We start from the raw sequence: 22,693 nt of genomic DNA, 5'->3' as shown, positions 1-22,693 counted from the left end.
CTCCCGCGCCGTTCGGATCGCGTCCACCTCGTTCTCGGTGAGTGGTGTTCGAGACCGTCTCGTTGGGTTGACCACCACCCCAAAATCAGGTTCTCCCGCTCGTGGTTTCTCACTTCCGACGCCTTGTTTCGCCTGCTTCCACGCGGCGCCCAGCCGCTCCAATCGCTCCCACGTGTTGGGGTTTAGTCCACCGGCGTCCACAGAACTCGCGAATTCTGCGACAAGCCCGGCCACACCGCCGGGCTTTTCTTCTGTTCAACTCCTGGTCACCCTTCGGCTCACCGGAGCTGAGCTCCTACGCCAGCCAAGAACACCTCGATCGTGAAGTCCAGCTGTTCTGTCCCGTAGGTGTCGGTCCCGGTCCGGGAGATCCGGGTCGTGCTGTGGGAACTGCCCATCATGGGCGCCTTCGGCCGCGGCGCCCGCCGGTGGGCGGGCTACGGCCCGGCGAAATCCGCCCTCGCTGTGGCTGCCAAGAAGCTGGCGCTGCCGGTGGCTTGGCTCGTCCAGCAGCCGCTCATCGAAAAGCGGGTGATGCGGCTGATGTGGGGGCCGGACGGAGTCGAACTCATCCAGCAAACCCCGGCGGGTGCGGATCTCGATGCAACTGCAACCTGCCCTGGGTAGCGTCGTGCGGCAGCCGCTCGGCGTGGTCCTGGTGATCGCGCCGTGGAACTATCCGGTCCAGCTGACGCTCTGCCCGATGATCGGGGCGATCGCGGCGGGCAATGCCGTTGTGGTCAAGCCGAGCGAGTTGGCGCCAGCGACCTCCGCCGCGCTGGCGAAGTACCTTCCCCGCTACACCGAGAACCGGGTGATCAGGGTCGTGGAGGGCGAGGTCCCGGAGACCACGGCACTGCTCGAGCAGTGCTTCGACCACATTTTCTACACCGGCAACGGCCGGGTGGCCTGTGTCGTGATGGAGGCCGCCGCGAAGCATCTCACCCCGGTCACCCTCGAACTCGGTGGGAAGTCCCCGGTGTGGGTGGAGCCGAGCGCTGACCTCGACGAGGTCGCCGGTTGGCTGGCATGGGGAAAGTTCCTCAACGCCGGGCAGACCTGCGTCGCGCCCAATTACGTGCTCACCACCCCGGCTGTCGCACGGCGGCTGGCGCAGGCGATGGGCCAGCGGATCCGGGAGGTCTACGGCGACGATCCGCGCGCCTCGAATGACTTCGCACGGATCGTCAACGAGCACCACGCCAGCAGGCTGGTGGGGCTGATCGATCAGACCAAGGAGCGCATGCTGCGCTGAGCGAGATCCGGTCGGGTCGGCCAGCTCAGTCCGGCCAGATCCCCGAACTGCCTCGCCGGTGGGAACCGACCAGATGTGTGTCGATGATGCCGACAGCCTCCATCAGGGCGTACATCGTGGTGGGGCCGACGAAGGCGAACCCCTCCTTGCGCAGCGCCTTCGACAGGGCAACCGACTCCGGGGAGCTGCTCGGGACCTCCGCCGCCGTACGCGGGGTGGGGGTCTGGTTCGGCTGGAAGGACCAGACGAAGTCGACCAGGCCGCCCTTGTCGCGCAGGGCGATGGTCGCCTTCGCATTGGTGATGGTGGCGGTGATCTTGGCCCTGTTGCGGACGATCCCCTCGTCGGACATCAGCCGGTCGAACTCCGCATCCCCGTAGCTGGCGACGCGGTCGGGGTCGAAACCGTCGAAGGCCTCCCGGAAGGCCGGCCGCTTGCGCAGGATCGTCGCCCACGACAGCCCCGCCTGGAAGGCCTCCAAGCTGATCCGCTCGTAGAGTCCCTGCTCGTCGCGGACCGGCATGCCCCATTCGGTGTCGTAGTAGTCGCACATCATGGGGTCGGTGCTGGCCCACGCCGGCCGCGCCAGCCCGTCCTCGCCGATGATGAGGTCGGTGTCGCTCATGATGCCCCTTCCAAGGTCAACAGGGTGGTCTTCGCGTCCAAGCCACCCAAGTAGCCGCCCAGGGTGCCGTCGGAGCGCAGCACCCGGTGGCATGGCACCACCACCGGCAGTGGATTGGTGGCACAGGCCGAGCCGACTGCGCGTACGGCAGTCGGGCTGCCGATCACGGTCGCGACCTCCTTGTAGCTCTGGGTCTGGCCGTAGCCGATCCGAGGCAGGTACTGCTGCACCTGCTGGCGGAAGCCCGAGGACATCCCGAAGTCCAACGGGACGTCGAAGGACCGTCGGGTGCCGGCGAAGTATTCCTCCAGTTGTGCCGCGGTCTGGTCCAGTCGGCGTGGCGCCTGCAGCAGCCGCGGACTGATCCGGGTCGCCAGGCTGGCCAGCACTGTGTCGAAATCCTCCAACTCGAACGCGACCCGCACCAGACCGGCTTCGGTCGCTGCGAGCAGCAGGGTCCCGATCGGGCTGTCAATGGTTCGGTAGGCCACATCCAGCAGATGTTCATCGGCGGCCCGGCCGGTCAATCGGGTCAACAGTGCCTCCACCTCACTGTCAGCCACGGGAAACATGTCATCGGTGCTCATCGGGATGCTCCTTGTGGGGTTTCGAGTACGCCGTGGGCCTGCCGCAGCTTGCGGATGCCATCGGCAGCAGCGCGGCGGACCGCGTCGGGGCGGCTGCCAGTGATCTCGGCGGTCTCGACATGGCTCAGGCCACCGAAGTAGTGGTACGCGAGCGCCAGCCGCTGCCGTTCCGGCAACTCGGCCAGTGCCTGCCACAGCCACGTCTGGCCGGCGTCCGGAATGCCTGTGGTGGCAACCTGGTCGGGCAAGGCGTCGGTCGGGATCTGTCGGGCCCGAGCCCGGGTGATGTCGATGGACTTACGATGCGCGACCCGGACCAGCCATGCCTCCACGTTGGTGTCCTCGGGTAGCTCCGGCCACGACTTCAGCGCCGCGAGGAACGCTTCCGACCAAGCGTCGTCGGCGTCTGGCCCGGGGCCGAGCACGGCGCGGCAGACCCGCAGCACGGTTGCCCCATGCCGGTCCACGGCGTGCTCGAAAGGCGTGTTCATCGTCATCACAAGGTAGACGGGCGAGCCGACTCAAACGTGAGGTGCCAATTCGCAGGCCCGCCGACAGCCGTCAGTCCAGCTGTTTCGGGGCACGCAGCCCAGCTCGACGAAACTCCAGATCGGCGAGCTTGGTGATGGTGGCGCGGTCGCCGGATCGCCACGCCGCGACCGGATCGTCGTGGATCTTCGCGAGCTTGTGCATCGGTTGGCTCGCCATGGCGCGCAGCGCATAGAGGTCCAGATCGGCACCGGAGTCGATGTGTCCCTGCGCCGCGGCCGACCGGCGTATGAAGGACACCCGCCACGGCAGCCACACCGCCACCAGGGTCAGCAGCGGGATCAGGAAGAGGCACCAGCCCACCCAGGTGGCGGTGGTCTCGATCGCGGCGATCTGGGCGTTGGCGGCCTCCTCCAAGGTCAACAACTGCCCTGACATCTCCCGGAACGGCGGCTCCAACAGGTCGCCGCCGATCGGCAGGTCACCGGCCGCCTCGCCCAGACCGTCGGTGTTGCTGCGCAGCCCCTGGGCCACGTCGCGCATCTCGCGGGCGGGGTCGGCCAACAGGTTGATGACGTCGTGGACCTGCCGCGAGACCCACCACCACGCCGCGCCCCAGCCGACCACGAAGAGGTCGGCGACGACCTGCCGGACCAGTTGCCACGAGGGGCGCGCATAGACAGCCATGGGGGCATTCTGTCGTGCCGACGGCCACCACCTGAGTAGGGTGCCTGCTGTGCCCGATGCCCCGACGACAGACCAGCCGACTGGTGGGTACGCGACGCTGCAGCGGCGCACCCTGCGAACCCTGGTCGTAGGGCAGGTGATCGGGACCGTCGGGGTGGGTGTGGCTCCTTCGATCGGCATCCTGGCGGCCAGTGAGGTGACCGCCAACGAGGCCTGGGCCGGGCTGGCCCGCACCGCCAGCACTCTGGGGGCGGCACTGTTCGGCATTCCGCTGGGAGCGCTGGCGGCGCGGTTCGGTCGTCGGGTTGCCCTGGCGGCCGGCTGGTGGGTGGCGGCCACCGGCGCAGCCGTGCTGGTGCCGGCGGCTCAGTTCCGGTTGGTGCCCGCGCTGTTCGCGGGCCTGTTGCTGATCGGTGCAGGGTCGGCGGTGGCGCTCCAGTCCCGGTTTGCTGCCACCGACCTGGCCACCCCGCAACGTCGCGGCCGCTCGTTGGCGCTGGTGGTATGGGTCGGCACGCTCGGCTCGGTGCTGGGCCCCAACCTCGGCGTACCCGCCGCAGCCATGAAGGACCTCGGCATCAACGTGTACGCCGGGGCCTTCCTCATCGCTGCCTGCTGTCTGGCACTGGCTGGGGTCGTGGTGTTCATCTGGTTGCGCCCCGACCCGCTGCTGGTCCGGCAGGCCGCAGGCCGGGCCCGCCCCGAGGCACGGGTGACGGCGCGGCAACGTCTCGCCCTGATCCGCGACGAACTGCGCGTCAACCGGCGCGCACGGTATGCGGTCATCGCCATCATCACAGCCCAGATCGTCATGGTCGCGGTGATGACGATGACCCCGGTGCACATCGCCCACACCGGCGGTGACATCACGATCGTGGGGATCACCATCAGCCTGCACGTGGTGGGCATGTACGCCCTGTCGCCGGTGGTCGGGCAGCTGGCCGACCGGGTGGGGCATCGCGCCACCATCGGCATCGGCATCGGGCTGTTCGTCGCCTCCTTGCTGGTGGGCGCGCTCCGACCCCACAACCTGACCTGGGTGGTGGTGTCGTTGCTGTTGCTGGGGCTGGGCTGGTCCTTCTGCAATGTCGCCGCCTCGGCGCTGTTCGCTGCCGTGGTGGCTGAGGAGACCCGCGCTACCGCCCAGGGCGGCGTCGACGCGCTGGCGAACATCGGTGCGGCCGTGGCGGCCTTCGCTGCCGGACCCTTGCTGGCCGCCAGCGATTTCGCCACCTTGTCGTTGGTGGCGATGGTGGTGCTGGTGCCACTTGCCTGGCTCACCGTCGCCGGCGCCCGAAGTGGCCCCAGCTGATCAGTGCTGGTCCTGCCCGTTGCCGAGGAACTCGTCCAATGCGGCAGGCAGGCGTACGTTGCGCAGATCATCGGGCGGCGCCACCGGCTTGAGAGCTGCCACGTCGTGATGGATCCGCTGCATCCGCTCATCCAGTTCGCTCGCGGTGTGCGCGGCAGCCGCCAACTCATCCAACATGTCGGCGGGCACGTCCTGGTCGAACTTGTAATAGATCTTGTGTTCCAAGCTGGCCCAGAAGTCCATCGCGATGGTGCGAATCTGCAGTTCCACGTGCACGTCCTCCACCGACGAGGACAGGAAGACCGGCACCTTGACGATCAGGTGCAGGCTCTTGTAGCCGTTCGACTTCGGGTGCTTGATGTAGTCCTTCACCTGCACCACGGTCAGGTCCCGCTGGGCGGTCAGCAGGTCGGCGAGGGCGTACGCATCGTTGATGAAGCTACACACGACGCGGACCCCGGCGATGTCGAGGATGTTCTCCTGGATCGAGGTCATCGTGACCGGGATACCACGCCGGCGTGCCTTGGTGAGGATGCTCTGTGGCGTCTTCAGCCGGGAACTGACGTGCTCGATCGGGCTGTACTCGTGAAGATGTTCGAACTCGGTCTTGAGGATGTCGATCTTGGTCATGATCTCGTCGATGCCGAACCGGTAGCTCAGCATGAAACGCGCCATGGCGTCGCGGAATCGCTTCAGGTCGGCCATGGTGGCCGGGACGGACGGTTCGGGCTCAGCGTCGTGCGGCTCGGTCACGAGGTGACCGCCGCACCACCGGGCAGCACCCGCTGCACGATGTCGGTCAGCGTCGCCACGCCGACGCCGTCGGGGTGGTCGACCAGCACCAGTTGGATGCTGTGCTCGCGCATCTGGGTGAGCACCTCGTGGGCGGGGGTGTCCCAGCTCACGCGGTACGCCGAGCGTGCGTAGTCCGAGGCCGGCTCCGCGGCATCAGCAAGCAAGGTGTCGCGGACGTGGATGACCGAGCTGCGGGTCCCGTCGGCATCGAACTGGAGGATGCGTCGGTGTCCGGAGTTTCGCGAAGCCTCGTGCACCTGGGCGACCGTGGCATCGGCAGCCACCGTGGTCGGCTCCCCGGGATCGGTGACATCGGCGATGGTGAGGCGGCTCAGCTCCAGGGCATCGGTGAGGTGGTGCTGAAGTTCGGGCTCCAACACACCGACCTGGGAGGAATACTCCACCAGGTGTCGAATCGTGTCGGCGTCGCGGCCACCGACCGCCGCTCGCTCCACCGGCTCCACGCCACTGCGGCGTACCAGCCGGTTGGCGATCCGGTTCACCCACTCCAGGAAGGGCCTCAGCGGCCACACGTACGCCCGCGCAATCGGCGACACGACACGCGCGGCGGTCTCGGGATGGGCAATCGCCCAGGACTTCGGAGCCATCTCACCGACCACCAGGTGGAGGAAGGTGACCACCAGCAGCGAGACCACGAACGCAGCGCCGCCGGCCAACCATGCCGGCAGTCCGACCGAGGTCAGGACCGGCCCCAACCAACCGTCCAGAGCCGGCTTGGTGACCGCACCAAGCGCGAACGTGCACACCGTGATCCCCAACTGGGCAGCCGCCAACATCACGGTCAGCTCGTTCATGCTCCGCAACGCGGCCCGGGAGGCACCGTCATCGGCCGCACGTTCCTCGAGACGGTGTCGGCGCGCGCCCAGCAGGGCAAACTCGATGATGACGAAGAAGGCGCTGAGGATGATCAGCCCGATGGTCACCAAGGTCACGACCCAGCCGTTCATCGGCGTACCTCCTCAGAGTCCGACTCCAGCGGTGCGACCAACACCGACAGCCGCACCGTGGTCGGGATGTGGCGCTCGACCGCCAAGATCTCGACCCCGAGCTGGCGCTGCTGCGGCACCTCGGCGATGTGGTCATCGGCACGGCTCGGCAGCTCGATGGTGAGCTTCTCGCCGACCTCGGGGAAGCGACCGGTGTGGCTGATCACCAGACCGGCGATGGTTTCGAAGTCCCCCTCGGGCAGCGGCGTACCGAGGCTGCGTTCGGCCTCGTCGATGTGAAGGTCGCCGTCCATCACCCAGACACCTTCGGCCTCACTGTTGGCCTCCGGGCCGGAATCGTCGTGCTCATCGCTGATCTCGCCGACGAGTTCCTCGGCGAAATCCTCGATGGTGATGATGCCGGCGAAACCGCCGTACTCGTCGATGACACAGGCCAATTCGTTGTGGGTGTCGGACAGCTGCCTCAGCGCATCCCCCAACGACATCAGAGTCGGCACCAGGATCGGTTCGCGCATGATCTCAGTGACCGGCCGCGGGTCGTCGATCTCGGTGGCGAGCACGTCCAGCAGGTGCACCACGCCGATCGGCTCGTCGTGGTCGCCGATCACCGGATAGCGGGTGTGGGCGGCGGCCATCATCCGGCGGGTCTCGGCGATGGTGTGGTGCTCGCGCACGGTGTCCACCTGGACCCGGGGAATCATGGCGTGCACGACCGGCTGGTCGGGAAACTCGATGATCCGCTCCAGCATCAGCGACAATTCCTCGGGCAAGTCACCGCTGGCGCGGGAGTCGTCGATGATGTGTTCCAGGTCGGTGGCCGAGGCGCTGCTGTCGACGTCGTGCACCGGCTCCACGCCCACCAGCTTCAGCAGGCCGGTCGAGGCCTTGTCGAAGACGGTGATGAGCCAACCGAAGACGGTCAGATAGATCAGGGTCGAGCGCGCCAGGCTGCGGGCCAACGGATTCGGGTTGGCGATGGCCAGATTCTTGGGATAGAGCTCACCGAAGATCATCTGGACCACCGTTGCCAACACCAGCGCGCCGACGGTGCCGATGCTGACCCCGACCGCAGCCGGGACACCGACGCCCCCCAACAGGCTGCTGATCGCGGAGCCGATCAGCGGTTCGGCGACGAAGCCGACCAGCAGGCCGGTGACGGTGATGCCGAGCTGGGCGCCGGACAACATGAAGGAGGTCTGCTGGGTCACCTTCAGCGCCCGGGCTGCGGCGTCGTCACCGGCGTCGGCCTGGGAGCGCAACGCGACCCGGTCGACCGACATGTAGGCAAATTCCTGCAGGACGAAGTAGCCGTTGGCGGCAATGATCAACGAGACCAGGACGAGGCCCAGCAGGAGTAACAGGACTGCTGTCAGCACTGGCACCGTCGCTCAGGCTGGATCTGGATCAGATCGAAACAGGGTCTGTGGCAAGGGTCGTCAAGGGACGACCCGGTCACGGCATGCACGTGTGGCTCAACGCCTCCGAGATAGGGAACGCAGGCAAGAATAGAGCATGGTCCAACCGTCGGTCATCCCGACGAGGAAGCCTGCTCAGACCGTGGTCTCGGCGAGGTCAGCCAGCCGGTCCAGGGAGGCCAGCAGGTTGGCCTCGGTGGTGTCAGCAGCGCGTTGCAGTCGCCGTTCGTCGGTGAGCTTGGACCAGTCGTAGACGTGACGGACCCGGGTCCGGTCCTCACTCACCGGCTCCAGTTCCCACCGCCAGATGTGGCCCGGCACCGGCTCACCAGGTGGTGCCGGCTGCCAGGCAATCAGGCGGCCTTCCTCGAAGGCGATGACATTGTTGGGGCGGATCTTGCCGCCGGTGTTGTGCATGACGAAGACGTCACCAACCGCATGGACCCGCTGGCCCGGATCGGCGGACTCGAGATTGTCGTTGCCGTCCCAGCGCGGTTGCTGCGCCGGGTCGGCGATGAGGTCGAAGATGACTGCGGCAGGTGCGGCGATGTCGCGGCTGGCGGACACCACGCGAGGAGCCTCGGAGTTTGGGCCTGTCATGGGCGACAGCGTACTGCAGGGCGGGGGCCAATCGGGGGCGGGGAACAAGGGCGTACGCCCGGACGTTGCCCCGACATGAGTAATCCCCGCGCCGAAGGCGGACCGGTCACCGACCTCGAACCGGACACCGCGCCGGATGTCGAGCAGGATCAGCCGCAGCAGGCACCGCTGCAGCACCTCACCCCGCTGACTGGGCTGAACCTGACCAACCTTGACCCGACCGGCGCAGGCGCCGGTTTCTGCGATGCCGACGGAGTGTGCCACTGATGACCGAACTGTTCACCCCGACCCCGGGCCGCCTCAGCGTTGACGTGTGGAGCGATGTCGTGTGCCCGTTCTGTTACATGGGCGACACGCTGCTGGAGCAGGCGTTGGCCGACTTCGAGCACGCCGACAAGGTCGACATCACCTATCACAGCTTCCAGCTGATGCCTGAGCTCGTCAGCACCGACCCGCTGCCGATCGACGAGGTACTCAGCAAGACCAAAGGCATCAGTCCCGCCCAGGCCCGTGCCATGAACGAGCAGGTCGCTACGCGGGGACGTGAGCTCGGTCTGGACTATCGCTTCGACCTCGCCCAGACGGCCACCACCAAGCCGGCCCACCAGCTCAGCCACCTCGCCGCCGAGTCCGGCAAACAACACGAGGTGATGCAGGAACTCTTCCGGGCCTACTTCACCGAAGGCAAGAATGTCGCCGACACCGAGGTGCTCCTCGGCATCGGCGAGAAGTCCGGGATGGACCCCGACCAGACCCGGGAGGCGCTGGCACAGGAACGCTTCCTGCCAGCAGTGGAGGCCGACCTGCTGTATGCCCGCCAGCTCGGCGTCAGCGGCGTACCGTTCTTCGTCTTCGGGGGCAAGTACGCCCTCAACGGAGCGCAGCCGGTGGAGGCGTTCGCCCAGGCGTTGCGGACGGCTTGGCAGGAGACTGTCACCGACTGAGGCCGCGGCAGCGCGAAGGGGATCGGCACATGTGGGATCATCGTGCCGACGTCCACAGCGCAGGAGGAATCGATGAGCAACCCCGACCGCGAGGCTGCTGTCGAGGAGGACGGCTCCCAGGTGGAGACCCTGGATGAGCCGACGCCCGCCCGCGGTTGGCGTCGTTGGTGGTGGGTGCCGGTGGCAGTTGTGGCCGCGATCGCGCTGATGGTCGTCGGCGGCTATCTGGCGCTGAACCAGAATCACGATGGCGTGTTGCCGATCAAGGCCCAGGCCGAACCGCCGGAGGCCTATTGGACCCATGAAGGACTGGGGGAGGGCGTCCATCCTGAGGTCGTCACGGTCGACGCCAATCGCGCCCTGCTCGGCGGTCTGGGCGGTGAGGGTCCGCTCCCGCTCATCATGCTCGACACCCGCAGTGGTCAGGAGATCTGGCGCCTCGACATACCCGGTGGCAGCGGGTACGCCCGGTTCGGGCCGATTGAGGGCAGCAGTCGGGTTTGGCTGTGGACCACTACGGTCGATGCCGGGGCACGGCTGTTCGTCATCGACGCCGGTAGCGGCGAGGTGGTGTCGGAGTCACCGGAGCTGACTGATGTCTGGTCGGTCGTCGCCGCCGACGACAAGCTCTACACCATCGCCGAGACCGAGGTCGCCCAGTACGACCCGGTCAACCTCGCCGAACCCCAGTGGCGGTCCCAGGTGCCGCCGGTGATGGCGACCGAAGGCGTACTGGTGGCCGACGTGCGCGAGGGTTGGCTCACCATCAGTCTCAGCCCCGACGGTTCCCGGGCATTTCCTCGCCCAGCCGCCTTCCTGCTCGCCCTCGATGTCGAGACTGGCTTCGTGGCGCCGTGGGTGCGCGAGTACGCCAGCTACTGGCTGGACGATGACTCGATCTATCGCTTCGACGGGCTGAAGCTGGAATCCCTGCACCCCAACGGTCAGGTCAGCTGGGCCCGGGAGGTGTCAGGGTCACCGGAGATCCGCGACGGAATGGTGCTGCTCAACAATGTCGAGGAGGACGGCACCCACATCATCGAACGCCTCGATCCGATCACCGGCGACACGATGTGGCGTAGCCGCCCGCTGCCGAGCGTGGCTCTGGTGCTGCCCCGTGAGGAGCAGATCGAACTGTTCTCCTACCAGAGCCCGCTGGTCATCACCTTGTCCGCCGAGACCGGTGAGGCCGCCGCCCTGCAGGACGGGGACGGCGCCGGACCGCGCTACTTCATCACCGATGGCGGCTACTACATCGCCTACTTCCCCGAGGGCACCTCGGTCGACAACGGCGGCATTCCGATCGAACCGGGCCGGGTGCATCTGGCATCGGTCGAGTGGGACAACTCCCAAGTGCGGTGGGAGACCACCTTCATCGGCAACCTGACCATCCAACCGGCCGGGGAGCACCTGCTGCTGGTCGATCAGGACAGCGGCCTGATCCATGGTTTGATCTGACGCGCTTGACCTGAGTCGCCCGGCTCAGGTCTGCGAACCCCCGAAAAGCCGGTCGCTGAGGCGCTGCCCCACATCGGCGACCCCATCGGTGAGGTCCTTGGCGAGCTTGACCAGGGTGGCTTGACCCTGCTTGAACTTCTCCTGGTATTCCTGGGCCGCTGCCGTCGCCTCGGCGGTCATCGTGGCGTCGGCATCGCCGTCACGGGTCGGGTAGCTCCCCGACAGGATCTGCTTGTACGCCCCGCTGTCCACCCAGGACTGCAACTCGCCCGCCCGGTCCACCAACATCGGGTGAGACGCCGTTTCCGCCAGCAACACCCGGGCCACGATGTCGCGTACATCGTCGTTGGAATGCACTTCCCGGGCCTGGGCCATGAACTCGGCCTGGTCCATCTGGTCGCTGTTGCCGCCGCTGGCGAGCTTCATCAGGATGCTGATGGAAGCCTGTACGTCCTGCCCGGCCAACAGGCCGGCCCGGTCGCTGGACAGCTCGGACTTGCGGCTCCATTCCTGCAGCCCGGCCACGATCATCCGCAGTCCCCAGTAGCCGATCGGGATCCCCGACACCAGCTGGGACAGTTGCAGCAGGCTCACCGACAAGGTCCGATACAGGGCGTGACCGCTCAACGCGTGCCCCAGCTCGTGACCCAGCAGGGCACGGAGTTCCTCGTCGGAGGCGATCTCCATCAGGCCGGAAGTGACGACGATCTTGGGGGTGTCGATGCCGATGCAGAAGGCGTTGAGTTGCGGGCTCGACAGCACGAACAGTTCTGGCAGGGTCGGCACGTCCAGGGCATAGGCAGCGTCGATGTAGGCGCGGTGCACCCGCGGGAACTGGCGCTCGCTGACGCGTACCGATGACCCCAGCAGGTCCATCCGGATCATCCGCTCGTTGATCAGTCCCGACAGCGCCTTGACCACGCGGTCGAAGCCGCGCAGCTTGCGCAGTGCGACCAGGGCGCCGCGGTCGGCGGGATGCTCCCAGGCACGACTGGAGATGCCGGTCAATCGGGTGCGGGACTTGGCCACCGTTCCTCCTCGATGCCCTGGAACTCTGCCCGGGCGCTGGCTGGGCTGGGTCCCATTGTGGCGCACTCTGACACGGTTGGCCCCGAAGGCCTAGGGTGCGGAGGTGCCTGATGATCGATCGACTTCCGCCGCCGCCGTTGCCCCGATCCATCGCGGTCGGCTGCTGGTGGTGCTGTTGGTGCCGCTGTTCATGGCGCTGGTCTCGATCTCGGTCATCAACGTCGCGCTGACCCCGATCGGGGAGTCACTGGGCGCGAGCTCGACCCAGTTGCAGTGGGTGCTGTCGGGATATGCGTTGGCCTTCGCGGTGCCATTGGTGCCGGCCGGGCGACTGGGTGACGCCACTGGCCGACGCCGGATGGTCATCATCGGCCTGCTGCTCTTCACGCTCGGTTCGCTGCTGGCGGGAGCGGCCCAGGACCCGACCATGCTGAACCTGGCGCGGATCGTGCAGGGGCTGGGGTCGGGCCTGCTCAACCCGCAGACCATCGGGCTGATCCAACGCCACTTCCATGGTCAGGACCGGGCGAAGGCCTTCGCCGCACTGGGCACCGCGGTCGCGCTGGCGACCGCGATCGGCCCGGTCACCGGCGGTCTGTTGATCCATGCGTTGGGTCCCGAATGGGGTTGGCGGTGGATGTTTCTCATCAACGTGCCGTTGGGCGTCGCCTCGATCGTGTTGAGTCTGCGGTGGATTCCCCAGGACCGGGTGCGCACCGGGCGCCGGTTGGACCTCGACCCGGTCGGCACGGTGCTGTTGTCGGTGTCCGTGCTGTTGATGATGCTGCCCTTCCTGGAACGCGGCGCCACCGGCTGGGTCTGGTTGGCGCTGCCGATCGGGCTGGTCGGCGTACTGGTGTGGTGGCGCTGGGAGCGTCGGGTGAAGGAACGCGGCAGGGCTCCGATGGTGGATCCGGCATTGTTGCGCGACCCGGTGTTCCGTAACGGCTCGGCGATCGTGGCGGTGTACTTCCTGGGCGCCACCAGCATCTGGATCATCCTGCCGCTCTACCTGCAGATGCATTTGGCACACTCGGCCCTGGAGGCCTCGATCATCGGGCTGCCGAGCTCGATCGCGGCTGGGTTCAGTTCCCAGATTGCCGGCCGCCACGTGCTGCGGCTCGGTCGCCGGATGGTGATCATCGGGTTGGCGGTCCTCATGGTCGGCATCGGTGTCTCCTTCGGCATGGCGGGCCTGGTCGAGTCCGGTGCGATGCCGTTCTGGGGGCTCGCGCTGCCATTGACGTTGATCGGTGCCAGCCAGGGCATGACGATCGGACCCAACCAGACCTTGACCCTGCAAGGGGTCGACCCGGCCTTTGGCGGTGTGGCCGGTGGCGTGATGTCGCTGGGGCAGCGGCTCGGCACCGCAGTCGGCACCGCACTGATCCCCGGCATGTTGTTCAGCATCACCGAAGCGGGCGGGGACTGGTTGGCCGCACTGCACCTGTGCGGGCTGGTCATCATCGTGCTGATGGCAGTGGCGCTGCTCATCAGTGTCGCCGACCGGGTGCGGGAGCGACGCGCCGGGGTATGACCGCGGTCGTGGGCGTCTGCGCCGGTGGTCGTGACCTGCTCCGGACCTCTTCCCTGAGCCAAGTGGGCGGACCAGACTGCCCCCATGTCGATTGACTTCCGTGCCTCAGCCGATGCCCGAGCGGTTCAGCCGCCAGCCCAGACGCGGACGCCCGGAGCGCACTTCCTCGTCGCGCCAGGGTCGCGATTCACCCCCGGAGCGCCCACAATGGACAGCATGTCGAGCACTCCGTCTGAGTCACCCCGTGAGCGCCGGTTGCCCGAACGTGCCCAGCACCCCGGCTACACACCGGTGCCGCGACCGACCCGGTCACGCCGCTCCAACGGCACGGTACGGGTCGGGGACCGGACCCGGCAGGCCGTCGGAGATCTGTTGGCCAGCCACTACGCGGCGGGCCGTCTCACCCAGAGCGAGTTCGACGAACGACTGAGCACCTGCATGAGCGCCCGGACCCGTGCCGATCTGGACCCGTTGCTGGCCGACTTGCCGCGCATCCCGATGCCGGCGCCGCAGCAACACCGACCGCCGACCCCGGCGCTGCCGGCGAAGCGTTCGATCCGCAAACAGGCGGTGACCGGCATCTTGGCCGTGGGCGGTGTCGGCGCGGTGGTGGGCCTGTGGACGATGATGACGCTGTCCATCGTGCTGGGCACCGGGATCTTCGCGGCGGCCGCTGGTGCGATGATCGCGACCGCCATCCTGACCTTGGTCGTGAGCGGCGAGGAGCGGCCCAAGCCTTGACGGGCTGACGTGCAGCTGCCCGAAAACGGACCTGCCGGCACCTTCGTCATCACGTGCTGACCGGGGAAGTGCTGCGCACCTACAAACTCCCCAGCGCCGAAGGCTGCTTCGACCTCTCGGTTGCCACCGACGGCAAGGTATACCTCCCGGGATACCACGACTATCGGCTGTGGGTGTACGACCCGACTACCAAGGAGGTCACCGACCACGGCGAGATCGATCCCGACGTGCAGCGCGACTACGTCATGGGCTGCGGTTTCGGCCGGAACAACACCGCGCTGCTCGGCACCTACTCCGGATCCCGGCTGCACAGCTACGACCCCGCCACCGGCGTCCTCACCAACCTGGGCACGGTCAACCCGGAAGAGGACTCATCCACTTCATCGACTGGGACCCCGCCAGCGACGCTGTCTTCTGCGCCACGGGCGGCGTGTCCGCATCGATCGGGCGGATCGAGGACGGGGGTTTCGGCGCCAAGTCGAAGATCCTTGACGACTCCGCCATTCCGCTGCTGGACACCACGTCCTTCCTCGGCATGCTCGACTGCGTCAACGGCCACCTGGTCTCCCGGATCGGCGGCGCGATGATCGTGACCGACCTGGAGGGCAAGATCGAATACTGGAACGGCGAGAAGGAGATCGCGGGCTACCACGTCGCCCCGGCGCTGGATGGCAGCGGCTTCTACTTCTCCCAGTTCGGCACGATCCAGAAGTACGAGTTCGCCACTCACACCTACCATCCAGTCGCAGGTGAGGTGCGCAGTTACTTCGCCCACGCCATCGAGGCCGAGCCCGGTCTGATCGTCGGGTCGGACCAGGGCGGTCCGTTCACGGTGAACATCGAGATGGGGGAGCGCACCGAGCAGAATGTGTCCTTCCGGCAGCCCACCTTGATCCAGAAGATCTTCCCCGTCCCGGGCGACTCGATGTACGTTTCCGGCTACATGCTGGGCCTGGCCGAGAGCAACAAGGCCGGCGGTGAGCCCAACGAGACCCTCAACAGCGGCCAGTACGAGAGCTGGCTGGTGCGCGAGGACAAGATGTACCTCGCGGCGTACGCCTGGAGCAAGGTGTATGAGTGGGATGCGGAGGTGCCCGCCACTGCACCGAAGCAGCTGTTCACCAGCGCCGACCAGAACTTCGACTTTCGGCATGGCGTACAACCCGGAACGGGACGAGATGTACGTCGGCTCCGTGCCCGCCTACGGTGTCTATCAGGGTGGCCTGGCGATCTACAGCTTCGCCACGGGAAAGGTCGAGTTCTTCGGCGCCGAGATCGCGGAGAACCAGGGCATCGTGTCGGCGGTCTGGAATCCCCACGACAAGCTGCTCTATCTGGGCACCACCATCGACGGCGGCATGGGCACCAACCCGACCAGCATCCCCGAGCTCGGCCAGCTGGTCGTCTTCGACCCGGAAACCCGCACGGTGGTGCGGTCCGGGGCGCCGGTGCGGCTCCGCGAGGGCGTCACCGGGCTGCTCGTCGACCCAGACGGCTCCGTGTGGGGCGTCGCCGAGGAACAGCTGATGAAGGTCAGTCCTGACGGCACGGTCCGTACGCTCGGCGCGGTGAGCGGTCGGTACGCCGATCCGCCGGCGTACACCTGGGCGTGGGCGTACCTGAATTGGTCGGCGCGGGACGGAATGATCTACGGATCGGCTGGCGGCAACGGTGATGTAAGGGTGGGCCGCCACCAGAGTCGCGACTGCCTCCCCGGTGCTCGTCGACAGCGGTCCCTCGACAATCCGGCTCGGCTCATCGGGCAGACCATGGTCGGCGAAGGCTTGCGCGACGCCGCGCTGCGGGCGTCAGAGGTGGAGAAGCCGCGCGGGCCCCGGATCACCCCGATGGAACGATGCCCGCAACCGGCGAGTACGCCAAAGGCGGCAGCCGAACCGCCCGCATTGTCGTAGTCCAGGACGGTCAACCCAGGGGCGGACAGATCCGCAACGCCCCGGCCGAAGAAGACCAGCAGCACCCCGCGGTTCTTCAGGCGAGCGGCGACCACCTCAACGGTTCGCCGCCACCGACCATCGGGATAGACCCCGCCCACGACGATCACGGCGCCCACCTGCGGGTCGTCGGACAACGCCTCCAAGGTGGCGATCTCCCGGTCCAGATCGGCGTGGGTGACGGTGATCGTGCAGGTCCGACCGGCATGGGCGCTCGCGTCCTCAACCCCGGCAACGACGGCGGAGATGACCAGATGTCCCAGAGTGGACGCGACGATCGCAACGTGAGGTTCGGACTGGCGGCCCTTCCGGTTGCGCCGATGATCCAGCTCCTCGACGGCGGTCAGCACCCGATCGCGAGTCTCCGCGGTCATCGGGTGGTCGCCGCTGAGCGCCCGCGAGGCGGTGGCCAAGAGACCTGAACAGGTAATCCACGTTGGGATCGTCCTTGAGCGTCGGGCCCTGGCTGCCATTGCGTCCTCGCGACATCGCCTCTCCTGATGATTCGGAAAACTCCCTCGGGATTTTTCCACATCAAGCGCACCGGCGGTGGGATTCACCAGTCCTGAGTGGTGAAGGCGCCCGCGGCGGTGAGGATCCGGGCGCGCAACTGCCCGGCCCGATCAGCGAAGGTGCGCTGCCGGCGTACATACTCTGCTCGACCCTGCGGAGTCTCGATCCGCACCGGCTCGCAGCCGTGGTCGGCCAGATCGTAGGGGCTGGCGGCCATGTCGAGCCAGCGGATCTCGCGGGCCAACGCGAAACAGTCCAGCACCAGGGCCGAGTCGAGCAGCGGGGACAGCTTGTACGCCGCCTTGTAGACATCCATCGAGACGTGCAGGCAGCCCGGCTGGTCCAGGTCGAGCTGGTTGTCACGGGTCGGCGTGAACTGGTTGAGCGGTTTGGCCTGCTCGGTGAAGAACCGGAACGCATCCACGTGGCTGCAGCGCAGCTGGCCGTCGCGGACCACCTCATCGGTGCCTGCGGCGCCCAGTCGCAGGGGCGCCGGGTGGCGGCGAAGGTCCGGTTCGGCGTACACCATCGCCCATTCGTGCAGGCCGAAACACCCCAGCTGCGGGCTGCGGCCCTGGACGGCGGACAGCAGCCGCAAGGTACGCCCGATGGTCGCTCCTCGTCGGGCCAGGATCTGCTCGGTGTCGACGATTCGGCCGTTGCCGGGCGTGCCGGTGTCGCGATAGTCCCGCCCCCGGTCCGCCGCGGTGGCGCCGGTCAGGACAATGCCGTGCCCGGCATGCCAGGTCCGCAACTGCCCGGGCCGGAACGAGTAGTACTGCCACAAGAAGTCGTCGATCGGGTGCTTCTCGCCGCGCTGGCGTCGGCGCAGATCCGCCCCGAACAGGGCCCCGCAGCGCTCCAGGTGGGCGGCCTCGCGCTGCTGCCAGACGGCCCGGGGGAGTAGCTCGGCAACGGCGGTCATGAGGGCCAGCCTAAAGCTCGAGACCACTCAGGCCAGAAGTTGACGTGTCGTGCCGCGTGCAGGTGGCGCTGGCCGCGTACGCTCGTGCCACGACGGTGCTGTCCTTCCCCTATCCGTCCGGTCACAAAGGTGAACTTGTGTTGCGTGATCATCTGTCTCGTCTTGCTGCCGTCGTCGCCATCGCGGTCCTGGTGATCACCGGGTGTGCCCCGGGGCCCGAGTTGGCCCATCCGGCGCAGGGCCAGTCGGTCGAGCCGACCCCTGCTGCGCCGATGACCAGCGCACCTGAGGATGTCCCCGAACCCACCGGGGCCGAGACTCCCGCTCCGACCCCGACGATCGAGCCGAGTACGCCCGCGCCCAGCCCGACGCCAGCGGCGACGCGGCCCGCCGACACGACGCCCTCACCCAGCCCGACCACGGCCGCCAGCCCGACCACGGCCGCCAGCCCGACCCCGGGGCCGGCGATCCTCAAAGCGGGCAGCAGCGGCCCGCAGGTACGTGAGCTGCAGGCCCGGTTGCGCCAACTGGACTGGTTCGTCGGGCAGGTGACCGACCTGTACGGCCGCACCACCACCGCCTCGGTGGAGGGTTTTCAGGCCAAGCGGGGACTCCCGGTCAGCGGTGCGGTGGACCAGAAGACCTGGGACACCCTGGTGTCGATGACGAAGGCCCCGACCGAGGCCGAGCTCGCCAACCGTCCTGAGCCCGGTGAGGTGATTCTGGAGCGTGGCGCCCGTGGGGACCAGGTGCGCGAACTGCAGGCCCGGCTCAAACAGCTCAACTGGTTCAGTGGCAATGTCACCGACTTCTACGGAGACCAGACCGTCGCCTCGGTGTCCAGTTTCCAGGAGCGCCGGGGCCTGGTGCCCAGCGGCGTGGTGGACCGCACCACCTGGGACCGGCTCGTCGGCATGACGCGTACGCCGACCCAGGACGAACTGCACAACGTCGCCCCGACCCCGAAGGCGCCCAGTAATGCGCCGCAGCTGGATCCGCGCTGCATGACCGGTCGGGTGATCTGCATCGACAAGTCCTCCAACATGCTGTGGTGGGTCGTGGACGGGACGGTCCGGATCAGCTTCGACGTCCGCTTCGGGACCGAGCTGAGCCCGACCCGGGAGGGTCAGTTCCAGGTGTACTGGAAGTCCCGCAACCACGTCTCCAGCCTGTATCACACACCGATGCCGTGGGCCATGTTCTTCTCCGGTGGTCAGGCTGTGCACTACTCGGCCGACTTCGCCCGCCGCGGCCAGGTGGGTGGTTCGCACGGTTGCGTCAACGTCCGGGACAAGGACGGCATCGCCGAGCTCTACAGCCAGGTCCGGGAGGGCGACACCGTCATCGTGTTCCGGTCCTGAGGGTTTGCCCGGAGCTGGCCGACGCGGATCCGACCCGGGGCCGACCTGCCCCGGGCTGCCGTCGCACCACGGGCCCGTTCCAGCCTGCCGGGTGGCCCGGAGACCGCGTCTGGTGAAAGTCTGTGCAGTGATCACGCACCGGGCGTGACGTGGACTGGGGGAGGAGCGCCGTGATGATTGCACTTGCAGTCCTGCTCGTGGTGCTGGCGTCCTTCGGGTTTGCGGCCGGGGCGATGCTCCAGTCGACGGCCCTGAAGAAGCACATGGGCGAGCAGACGCAGATGACGATGCGTCACCTGTTGCGGCAGTTCACCAACCCACGTTGGGTGCTCGGTGGCGTCCTGGTCCTGGCCGGTGCCGGCCTGCACATGATCGCGCTGACGATGGCACCACTGGCGGTGGTGCAGCCCGTTGGCATCCTGGCGATCCCGTGGACGGTGCTGGCCTCGAACAAGTTGCACGGCTATCCGATCACCAAGCCGGTGATCGGGTCGATTGCGCTGACCATCACTGGTGTCGTGGTGTTCACGCTGCTGTCGGCCACCCATGCCAGCGACGAGATGACCATCGACCCGGCCCACATTGCGTGGGGCGGCGGCGCGATCGTCGCCGCAGCGCTGGTGCTGGCGCTGTCCGGTCAGCGCGGCGCGGACTGGTGGCGCTGCCTTGCCAGTGCCTGCGGCGGTGCGTTGCTCTACGGTCTCGCGTCGGGGTTCATGAAGATCGCGCTGGAGACCCTCAAGGAGCCGGGCGCGCTCACCAATCCGTTCCTGTGGATCATCATCGGCTGCATGCTGGCCTGCTATGCCATCGGCCTGTTCTTCATCCAGCAGGGGTACGCCAACGGTCCCGCCGAGATCGTCGTCGGTTCGATGACGACGGTTGACCCACTGATTGCCGTGATCTTCGGTCTGGTGGTGTTGGGGGAGGGCAGCCTCATCACCGGCCCGGTTGGCGCCGGGATGGCGGTCTTCGGGGTCCTGGCGATTGTGGGGGTGTTCCTGCTGTCGAAGTATCACCCTGATGCGCTGGAACGCAATGCAGAGCGACAGCACAAGCTTGCCGCGGCGGAATCGACCGATGCTGCCTGATCCGCCGCCGGCCAGGGTTGCCCTGGTCAGTGACTACACCCTCGACACGTTGGGCGGTGCCGAGCATGCCTTCGGCCAGGCGGCATTGGCGCTGGCTGAGGCCGGTCATCCGGTGCTGGTCGCCAGCCCGGCCTCGGCACGGTTGGCGAAGCTCGGCGCCTACCCCGGTGTGACAGCAGTCGGCACCCCGATCCTGGGCCGGCTGCCGCATCTCCAGATGCCGGTGGCCAGGCGGTCACGCCGGTTGGTCTCGATGATCGCTGGGCTGTTGCGCCGGTCCCGGACCCAGGTGGTGCATCTGCATTCGGAGTTCGGGCTGGCGGCCGCTGCGATTGCTGCGGCGCGACAGTTACACCTGCCGGTGCTGCAGACCGTCCATACCTTCTTCTGGCAGACCACCCTGCCCGTACAGAAGGCCTTGGCGGCCACGGCGGGCTCGCTGCACTCGGCTCTCACCGGGCTACGGTTTCCTGCTTACCAGGACTGGCGTGGTCTGGCCGAACGGCCCGGCGATGCTGCGATGCGCGGCATGACTCTGTCGGTGGCACGGCGGGTGGACCGGGTCATCTCCCCCTCGGCCCACCAGGCCGGTCGGCTGCGGGATTGTGGCATCGACCACGTCGATGTCATCCCCAACGCTGGCCCCGGGCTGCCCGAGGCAGCACCGGTGGACGGCGTCGAGGGGCCGTTACGGGTGGTCTGGATCGGGCGGTTGTGCCCCGAGAAGCAGATCCTGTTCTTCCTGGGGGCGGTCCGGAGTGCCCAAGCCGAGCTGGGACCGGGCCGGCTCGAGGTCGAGGTGATCGGGGACGGCGACCTGCGCGGCCAGGTGCAGCAGTTGGCCGGTTCCACTCCTGGCGTCTCGGTGCTGGGCCCGCTACCTCGGGAAGAGGTCATCGCGCGCCTCGCCGGATCGCACCTGAGCGCGATGACCTCTCGAGGGTGGGACAATCAGCCGATGACCGTCGCCGAGTCGATCCGCGCGTTGCGCCCGGTGCTGTACCGGGATCCCGCCCTGGTGGAGGGATTGGCCGGCACCGACGGCGCCGGGATCCCCGCCTTCGGCGATCAACAGGCGTACGCCGCCGCTCTCATCGATCTGGCCCGGCACCCCGAACGTGTCGTCGCCGCTTCCCGAGCCGCCCTGGTGGCGCGGGAAGAGTTCAGCACCCCGACCCATGTCCAACGACTGCGAGCAAGCTATCGACTCGCCCAGGAAGGGCCCCTCCAGTGAGAATCCTCATCGGCACCGACACCTACCCGCCCACCGTGAACGGCGCTGCCAACTTCAGCGAGCGGTTGGCCCACGGTCTGGTGGGGCGCGGACATGATGTCCACGTCGTGTGCCCCTCGCCTGATGCCCACGTTGGCCCGGTCGAGCGCGACGGGATGATCCTGCACCATGTCCGCGCCTTCGACTACTGGGCCTACAAGAGCTTTCGGGTGATCTACCCCTGGCAGGCTCATCCGGTGTCGCGGCAGCTGATCAAGGTGATCGACCCCGAGGTGGTGCACCTGCAGGACCACTTCCTCATCGGTCGCGGTCTGGCCCACGCCTGCCGCAAGTACGGCTATCCGCTGGTTGCCACCAACCACCTCGTGCCGGAGAACTTCTTCGATCACGTGCCGGTGCCGGCGCCGGTGCGCGGGATCGGGTCGCGGTGGCTGTGGGACGACCTGGAGCGCGCATTCAGCTGCGCCGCAGTCGTCACCTCCCCGACCCAGAAGGCCGTCGACCTGCTCGAGGAAGCCACCGACATGCGGGCGCTGGCCGTCAGCAACGGCATTGACGTCGAGCCGTACGCCGCCGCCGAGCAACGGTGGGCCGCTCATCGGGCCCGCGCCGACCATGTCCCGACGATCCTGTTCGTCGGGCGGTTGGACCAGGAGAAGCGCGTCAACGACCCGATCCGGGCGATGGCCAAGCTGCCGGCTGATCTGCCGGCCAAGCTGGAGATCGTGGGCCAGGGCGGCATGCGTCACGAATGGGAGCAACTCGCCACGGAGCTGGGGCTGGGGCCGGACCGAATCGAATTCCGGGGCTTCATCGATGACGACGAGCTGTTGGAGACCTACGGCCGGGCGGACCTGTTCTGCATGCCCGGGGTGGCCGAGCTGCAAAGCCTGGTGACGATGGAGGCAATGGCCGCCGGGATGCCGGTGGTGGCTGCGAATGCGATGGCCCTGCCGCACCTGGTCCGACCGGGTCGCAATGGTTGGCTCTACGAACCGGGCGATGTCGAGGACCTCGTGGCCCGACTGACGCCGTTGTTGCGCGACGGTGGGTTGCGGCAGCGGATGGGCGAGGCGAGCAAGGAGATCGTGGCCAGTCACGCGATGGCCACCACTTTGGACCGGTTCGAGGAGCTCTACGAGCTCGCGATCCGCACCCAGACGGCCCGTAACTGA

Annotated in this window: 25 protein-coding genes; 14 read left to right on the top strand and 11 right to left on the bottom strand. The window is 67.5% G+C overall.

All coding sequences use genetic code 11. The features are described from left to right. The first annotated feature begins 348 nt into the window (after nt 1-348). Both CGZ91_RS00455 and CGZ91_RS00450 read left to right on the top strand, forming a co-directional pair. Nucleotides 349-627 (top strand): hypothetical protein, encoded by a 279-nt coding sequence (locus CGZ91_RS00455; RefSeq protein ID WP_094452060.1) that lies wholly within the window; start codon nt 349-351, stop codon nt 625-627. After that, nucleotides 602-1,255, top strand: a complete 654-nt coding sequence (locus CGZ91_RS00450) for an aldehyde dehydrogenase family protein (protein ID WP_094452059.1) — start codon at nt 602-604, stop codon at nt 1,253-1,255. The genes CGZ91_RS00455 and CGZ91_RS00450 overlap by 26 nt, the downstream gene beginning before the upstream one ends. Before the next feature lie 25 nt (nt 1,256-1,280). On the opposite strand, the gene CGZ91_RS00445 is transcribed toward CGZ91_RS00450, so the two are convergent. The 4 genes from CGZ91_RS00445 to CGZ91_RS00430 form a co-directional block, all read right to left on the bottom strand. After that, nucleotides 1,281-1,880: a DNA-3-methyladenine glycosylase I gene (locus tag CGZ91_RS00445; protein ID WP_094452058.1), complete on the bottom strand. Its 600-nt coding sequence runs from the start codon at nt 1,878-1,880 to the stop codon at nt 1,281-1,283. Then, complete coding sequence (locus tag CGZ91_RS00440) at nt 1,877-2,467, bottom strand: methylated-DNA--[protein]-cysteine S-methyltransferase (RefSeq protein ID WP_094452057.1); 591 nt, start codon at nt 2,465-2,467, stop codon at nt 1,877-1,879. Before CGZ91_RS00440 ends, CGZ91_RS00445 begins: the two co-directional genes overlap by 4 nt. Further along, nucleotides 2,464-2,958 carry an RNA polymerase sigma factor gene (locus CGZ91_RS00435; RefSeq protein WP_094452895.1) on the bottom strand — a complete coding sequence of 165 codons (495 nt, stop codon included), beginning with the start codon at nt 2,956-2,958 and terminating at the stop codon, nt 2,464-2,466. The genes CGZ91_RS00440 and CGZ91_RS00435 overlap by 4 nt, the downstream gene beginning before the upstream one ends. Nucleotides 2,959-3,028: 70 nt before the next feature. Further along, nucleotides 3,029-3,643 (bottom strand): hypothetical protein, encoded by a 615-nt coding sequence (locus tag CGZ91_RS00430; protein WP_094452056.1) that lies wholly within the window; start codon nt 3,641-3,643, stop codon nt 3,029-3,031. 49 nt (nt 3,644-3,692) lie between these two features. Between CGZ91_RS00430 and CGZ91_RS00425 the strand changes: the two genes are divergently transcribed. Next, the gene (locus tag CGZ91_RS00425) at nt 3,693-4,955 is read left to right on the top strand and encodes an MFS transporter (RefSeq protein ID WP_229116328.1); all 1,263 of its coding nucleotides are present in this window, start codon (nt 3,693-3,695) and stop codon (nt 4,953-4,955) included. Here CGZ91_RS00425 and CGZ91_RS00420 read toward each other — a convergent pair whose 3' ends face one another. From CGZ91_RS00420 to CGZ91_RS00405, 4 genes are all read right to left on the bottom strand, one after another. Further along, nucleotides 4,956-5,708, bottom strand: a complete 753-nt coding sequence (locus tag CGZ91_RS00420; protein ID WP_229116326.1) for a GTP pyrophosphokinase — start codon at nt 5,706-5,708, stop codon at nt 4,956-4,958. Then, entirely contained in the window at nt 5,705-6,718 is a 1,014-nt protein-coding gene (locus CGZ91_RS00415) for a CNNM domain-containing protein (RefSeq protein ID WP_094451345.1), read from the bottom strand. Before CGZ91_RS00415 ends, CGZ91_RS00420 begins: the two co-directional genes overlap by 4 nt. Next, a complete protein-coding gene (locus CGZ91_RS00410) occupies nt 6,715-8,100 on the bottom strand; it encodes a hemolysin family protein (RefSeq protein ID WP_229116325.1) in 1,386 nt (461 codons plus the stop codon). The genes CGZ91_RS00415 and CGZ91_RS00410 overlap by 4 nt, the downstream gene beginning before the upstream one ends. A 168-nt stretch (nt 8,101-8,268) precedes the next feature. Then, complete coding sequence (locus CGZ91_RS00405; RefSeq protein WP_094452054.1) at nt 8,269-8,733, bottom strand: SRPBCC family protein; 465 nt, start codon at nt 8,731-8,733, stop codon at nt 8,269-8,271. A gap of 75 nt (nt 8,734-8,808) precedes the next feature. Between CGZ91_RS00405 and CGZ91_RS00400 the strand changes: the two genes are divergently transcribed. From CGZ91_RS00400 to CGZ91_RS00390, 3 genes are all read left to right on the top strand, one after another. Beyond that, nucleotides 8,809-9,000, top strand: a complete 192-nt coding sequence (locus tag CGZ91_RS00400; RefSeq protein WP_094452053.1) for a hypothetical protein — start codon at nt 8,809-8,811, stop codon at nt 8,998-9,000. After that, entirely contained in the window at nt 9,000-9,677 is a 678-nt protein-coding gene (locus CGZ91_RS00395; protein ID WP_094452052.1) for a DsbA family oxidoreductase, read from the top strand. The genes CGZ91_RS00400 and CGZ91_RS00395 overlap by 1 nt, the downstream gene beginning before the upstream one ends. A gap of 72 nt (nt 9,678-9,749) precedes the next feature. Continuing rightward, complete coding sequence (locus CGZ91_RS00390; protein ID WP_094452051.1) at nt 9,750-11,135, top strand: PQQ-binding-like beta-propeller repeat protein; 1,386 nt, start codon at nt 9,750-9,752, stop codon at nt 11,133-11,135. Between the two features lie 24 nt (nt 11,136-11,159). Here CGZ91_RS00390 and CGZ91_RS00385 read toward each other — a convergent pair whose 3' ends face one another. Next, complete coding sequence (locus CGZ91_RS00385) at nt 11,160-12,164, bottom strand: M48 family metallopeptidase (protein ID WP_094452050.1); 1,005 nt, start codon at nt 12,162-12,164, stop codon at nt 11,160-11,162. Between the two features lie 103 nt (nt 12,165-12,267). Here CGZ91_RS00385 and CGZ91_RS00380 point away from each other — a divergent pair, with 103 nt between their 5' ends. Next, nucleotides 12,268-13,701 (top strand): MFS transporter, encoded by a 1,434-nt coding sequence (locus CGZ91_RS00380; RefSeq protein WP_229116324.1) that lies wholly within the window; start codon nt 12,268-12,270, stop codon nt 13,699-13,701. Between the two features lie 216 nt (nt 13,702-13,917). Beyond that, a complete protein-coding gene (locus CGZ91_RS00375; RefSeq protein WP_179229150.1) occupies nt 13,918-14,442 on the top strand; it encodes a DUF1707 SHOCT-like domain-containing protein in 525 nt (174 codons plus the stop codon). 313 nt (nt 14,443-14,755) lie between these two features. On the opposite strand, the gene CGZ91_RS14430 is transcribed toward CGZ91_RS00375, so the two are convergent. Next, nucleotides 14,756-15,595, bottom strand: coding sequence for a hypothetical protein (locus tag CGZ91_RS14430; protein WP_229116322.1), 840 nt, complete (start codon nt 15,593-15,595; stop codon nt 14,756-14,758). On the opposite strand from CGZ91_RS14430, the gene CGZ91_RS14425 reads away from it, so the two are divergent. Together CGZ91_RS14425 and CGZ91_RS14420 are read left to right on the top strand one after the other, a co-directional pair. Next, nucleotides 15,594-16,355: a hypothetical protein gene (locus CGZ91_RS14425; protein ID WP_094452047.1), complete on the top strand. Its 762-nt coding sequence runs from the start codon at nt 15,594-15,596 to the stop codon at nt 16,353-16,355. The two genes, CGZ91_RS14430 and CGZ91_RS14425, sit on opposite strands and share 2 nt — an antisense overlap. Then, nucleotides 16,298-16,816 carry a hypothetical protein gene (locus CGZ91_RS14420; RefSeq protein WP_094452046.1) on the top strand — a complete coding sequence of 173 codons (519 nt, stop codon included), beginning with the start codon at nt 16,298-16,300 and terminating at the stop codon, nt 16,814-16,816. The genes CGZ91_RS14425 and CGZ91_RS14420 overlap by 58 nt, the downstream gene beginning before the upstream one ends. Nucleotides 16,817-16,950: 134 nt before the next feature. Here CGZ91_RS14420 and CGZ91_RS00355 read toward each other — a convergent pair whose 3' ends face one another. Next, on the bottom strand, nt 16,951-17,832 hold the full coding sequence (locus tag CGZ91_RS00355) for a 3-methyladenine DNA glycosylase (protein WP_094452045.1): 882 nt from the start codon (nt 17,830-17,832) through the stop codon (nt 16,951-16,953). Nucleotides 17,833-17,876: 44 nt separating this feature from the next. On the opposite strand from CGZ91_RS00355, the gene CGZ91_RS14735 reads away from it, so the two are divergent. The 4 genes from CGZ91_RS14735 (at nt 17,877) to CGZ91_RS00335 (ending at nt 22,693) form a co-directional block, all read left to right on the top strand. Next, nucleotides 17,877-19,193 (top strand): L,D-transpeptidase family protein, encoded by a 1,317-nt coding sequence (locus tag CGZ91_RS14735; protein WP_267490214.1) that lies wholly within the window; start codon nt 17,877-17,879, stop codon nt 19,191-19,193. A 173-nt stretch (nt 19,194-19,366) separates the two neighbouring features. Next, nucleotides 19,367-20,284, top strand: a complete 918-nt coding sequence (locus tag CGZ91_RS00345; protein WP_094452044.1) for a hypothetical protein — start codon at nt 19,367-19,369, stop codon at nt 20,282-20,284. Next, nucleotides 20,274-21,518, top strand: a complete 1,245-nt coding sequence (locus CGZ91_RS00340) for a glycosyltransferase family 4 protein (RefSeq protein ID WP_179229148.1) — start codon at nt 20,274-20,276, stop codon at nt 21,516-21,518. The genes CGZ91_RS00345 and CGZ91_RS00340 overlap by 11 nt, the downstream gene beginning before the upstream one ends. After that, nucleotides 21,515-22,693 (top strand): glycosyltransferase, encoded by a 1,179-nt coding sequence (locus CGZ91_RS00335; protein WP_094452042.1) that lies wholly within the window; start codon nt 21,515-21,517, stop codon nt 22,691-22,693. The genes CGZ91_RS00340 and CGZ91_RS00335 overlap by 4 nt, the downstream gene beginning before the upstream one ends.

The sequence above is a fragment of the Parenemella sanctibonifatiensis genome, from assembly GCF_002250565.1.
In the GTDB taxonomy this organism is placed as follows: domain Bacteria; phylum Actinomycetota; class Actinomycetes; order Propionibacteriales; family Propionibacteriaceae; genus Parenemella; species Parenemella sanctibonifatiensis.
The sequence above is the reverse complement of the archived record's forward strand: the minus strand, read 5'-3'. Positions and strand labels throughout refer to the sequence as shown.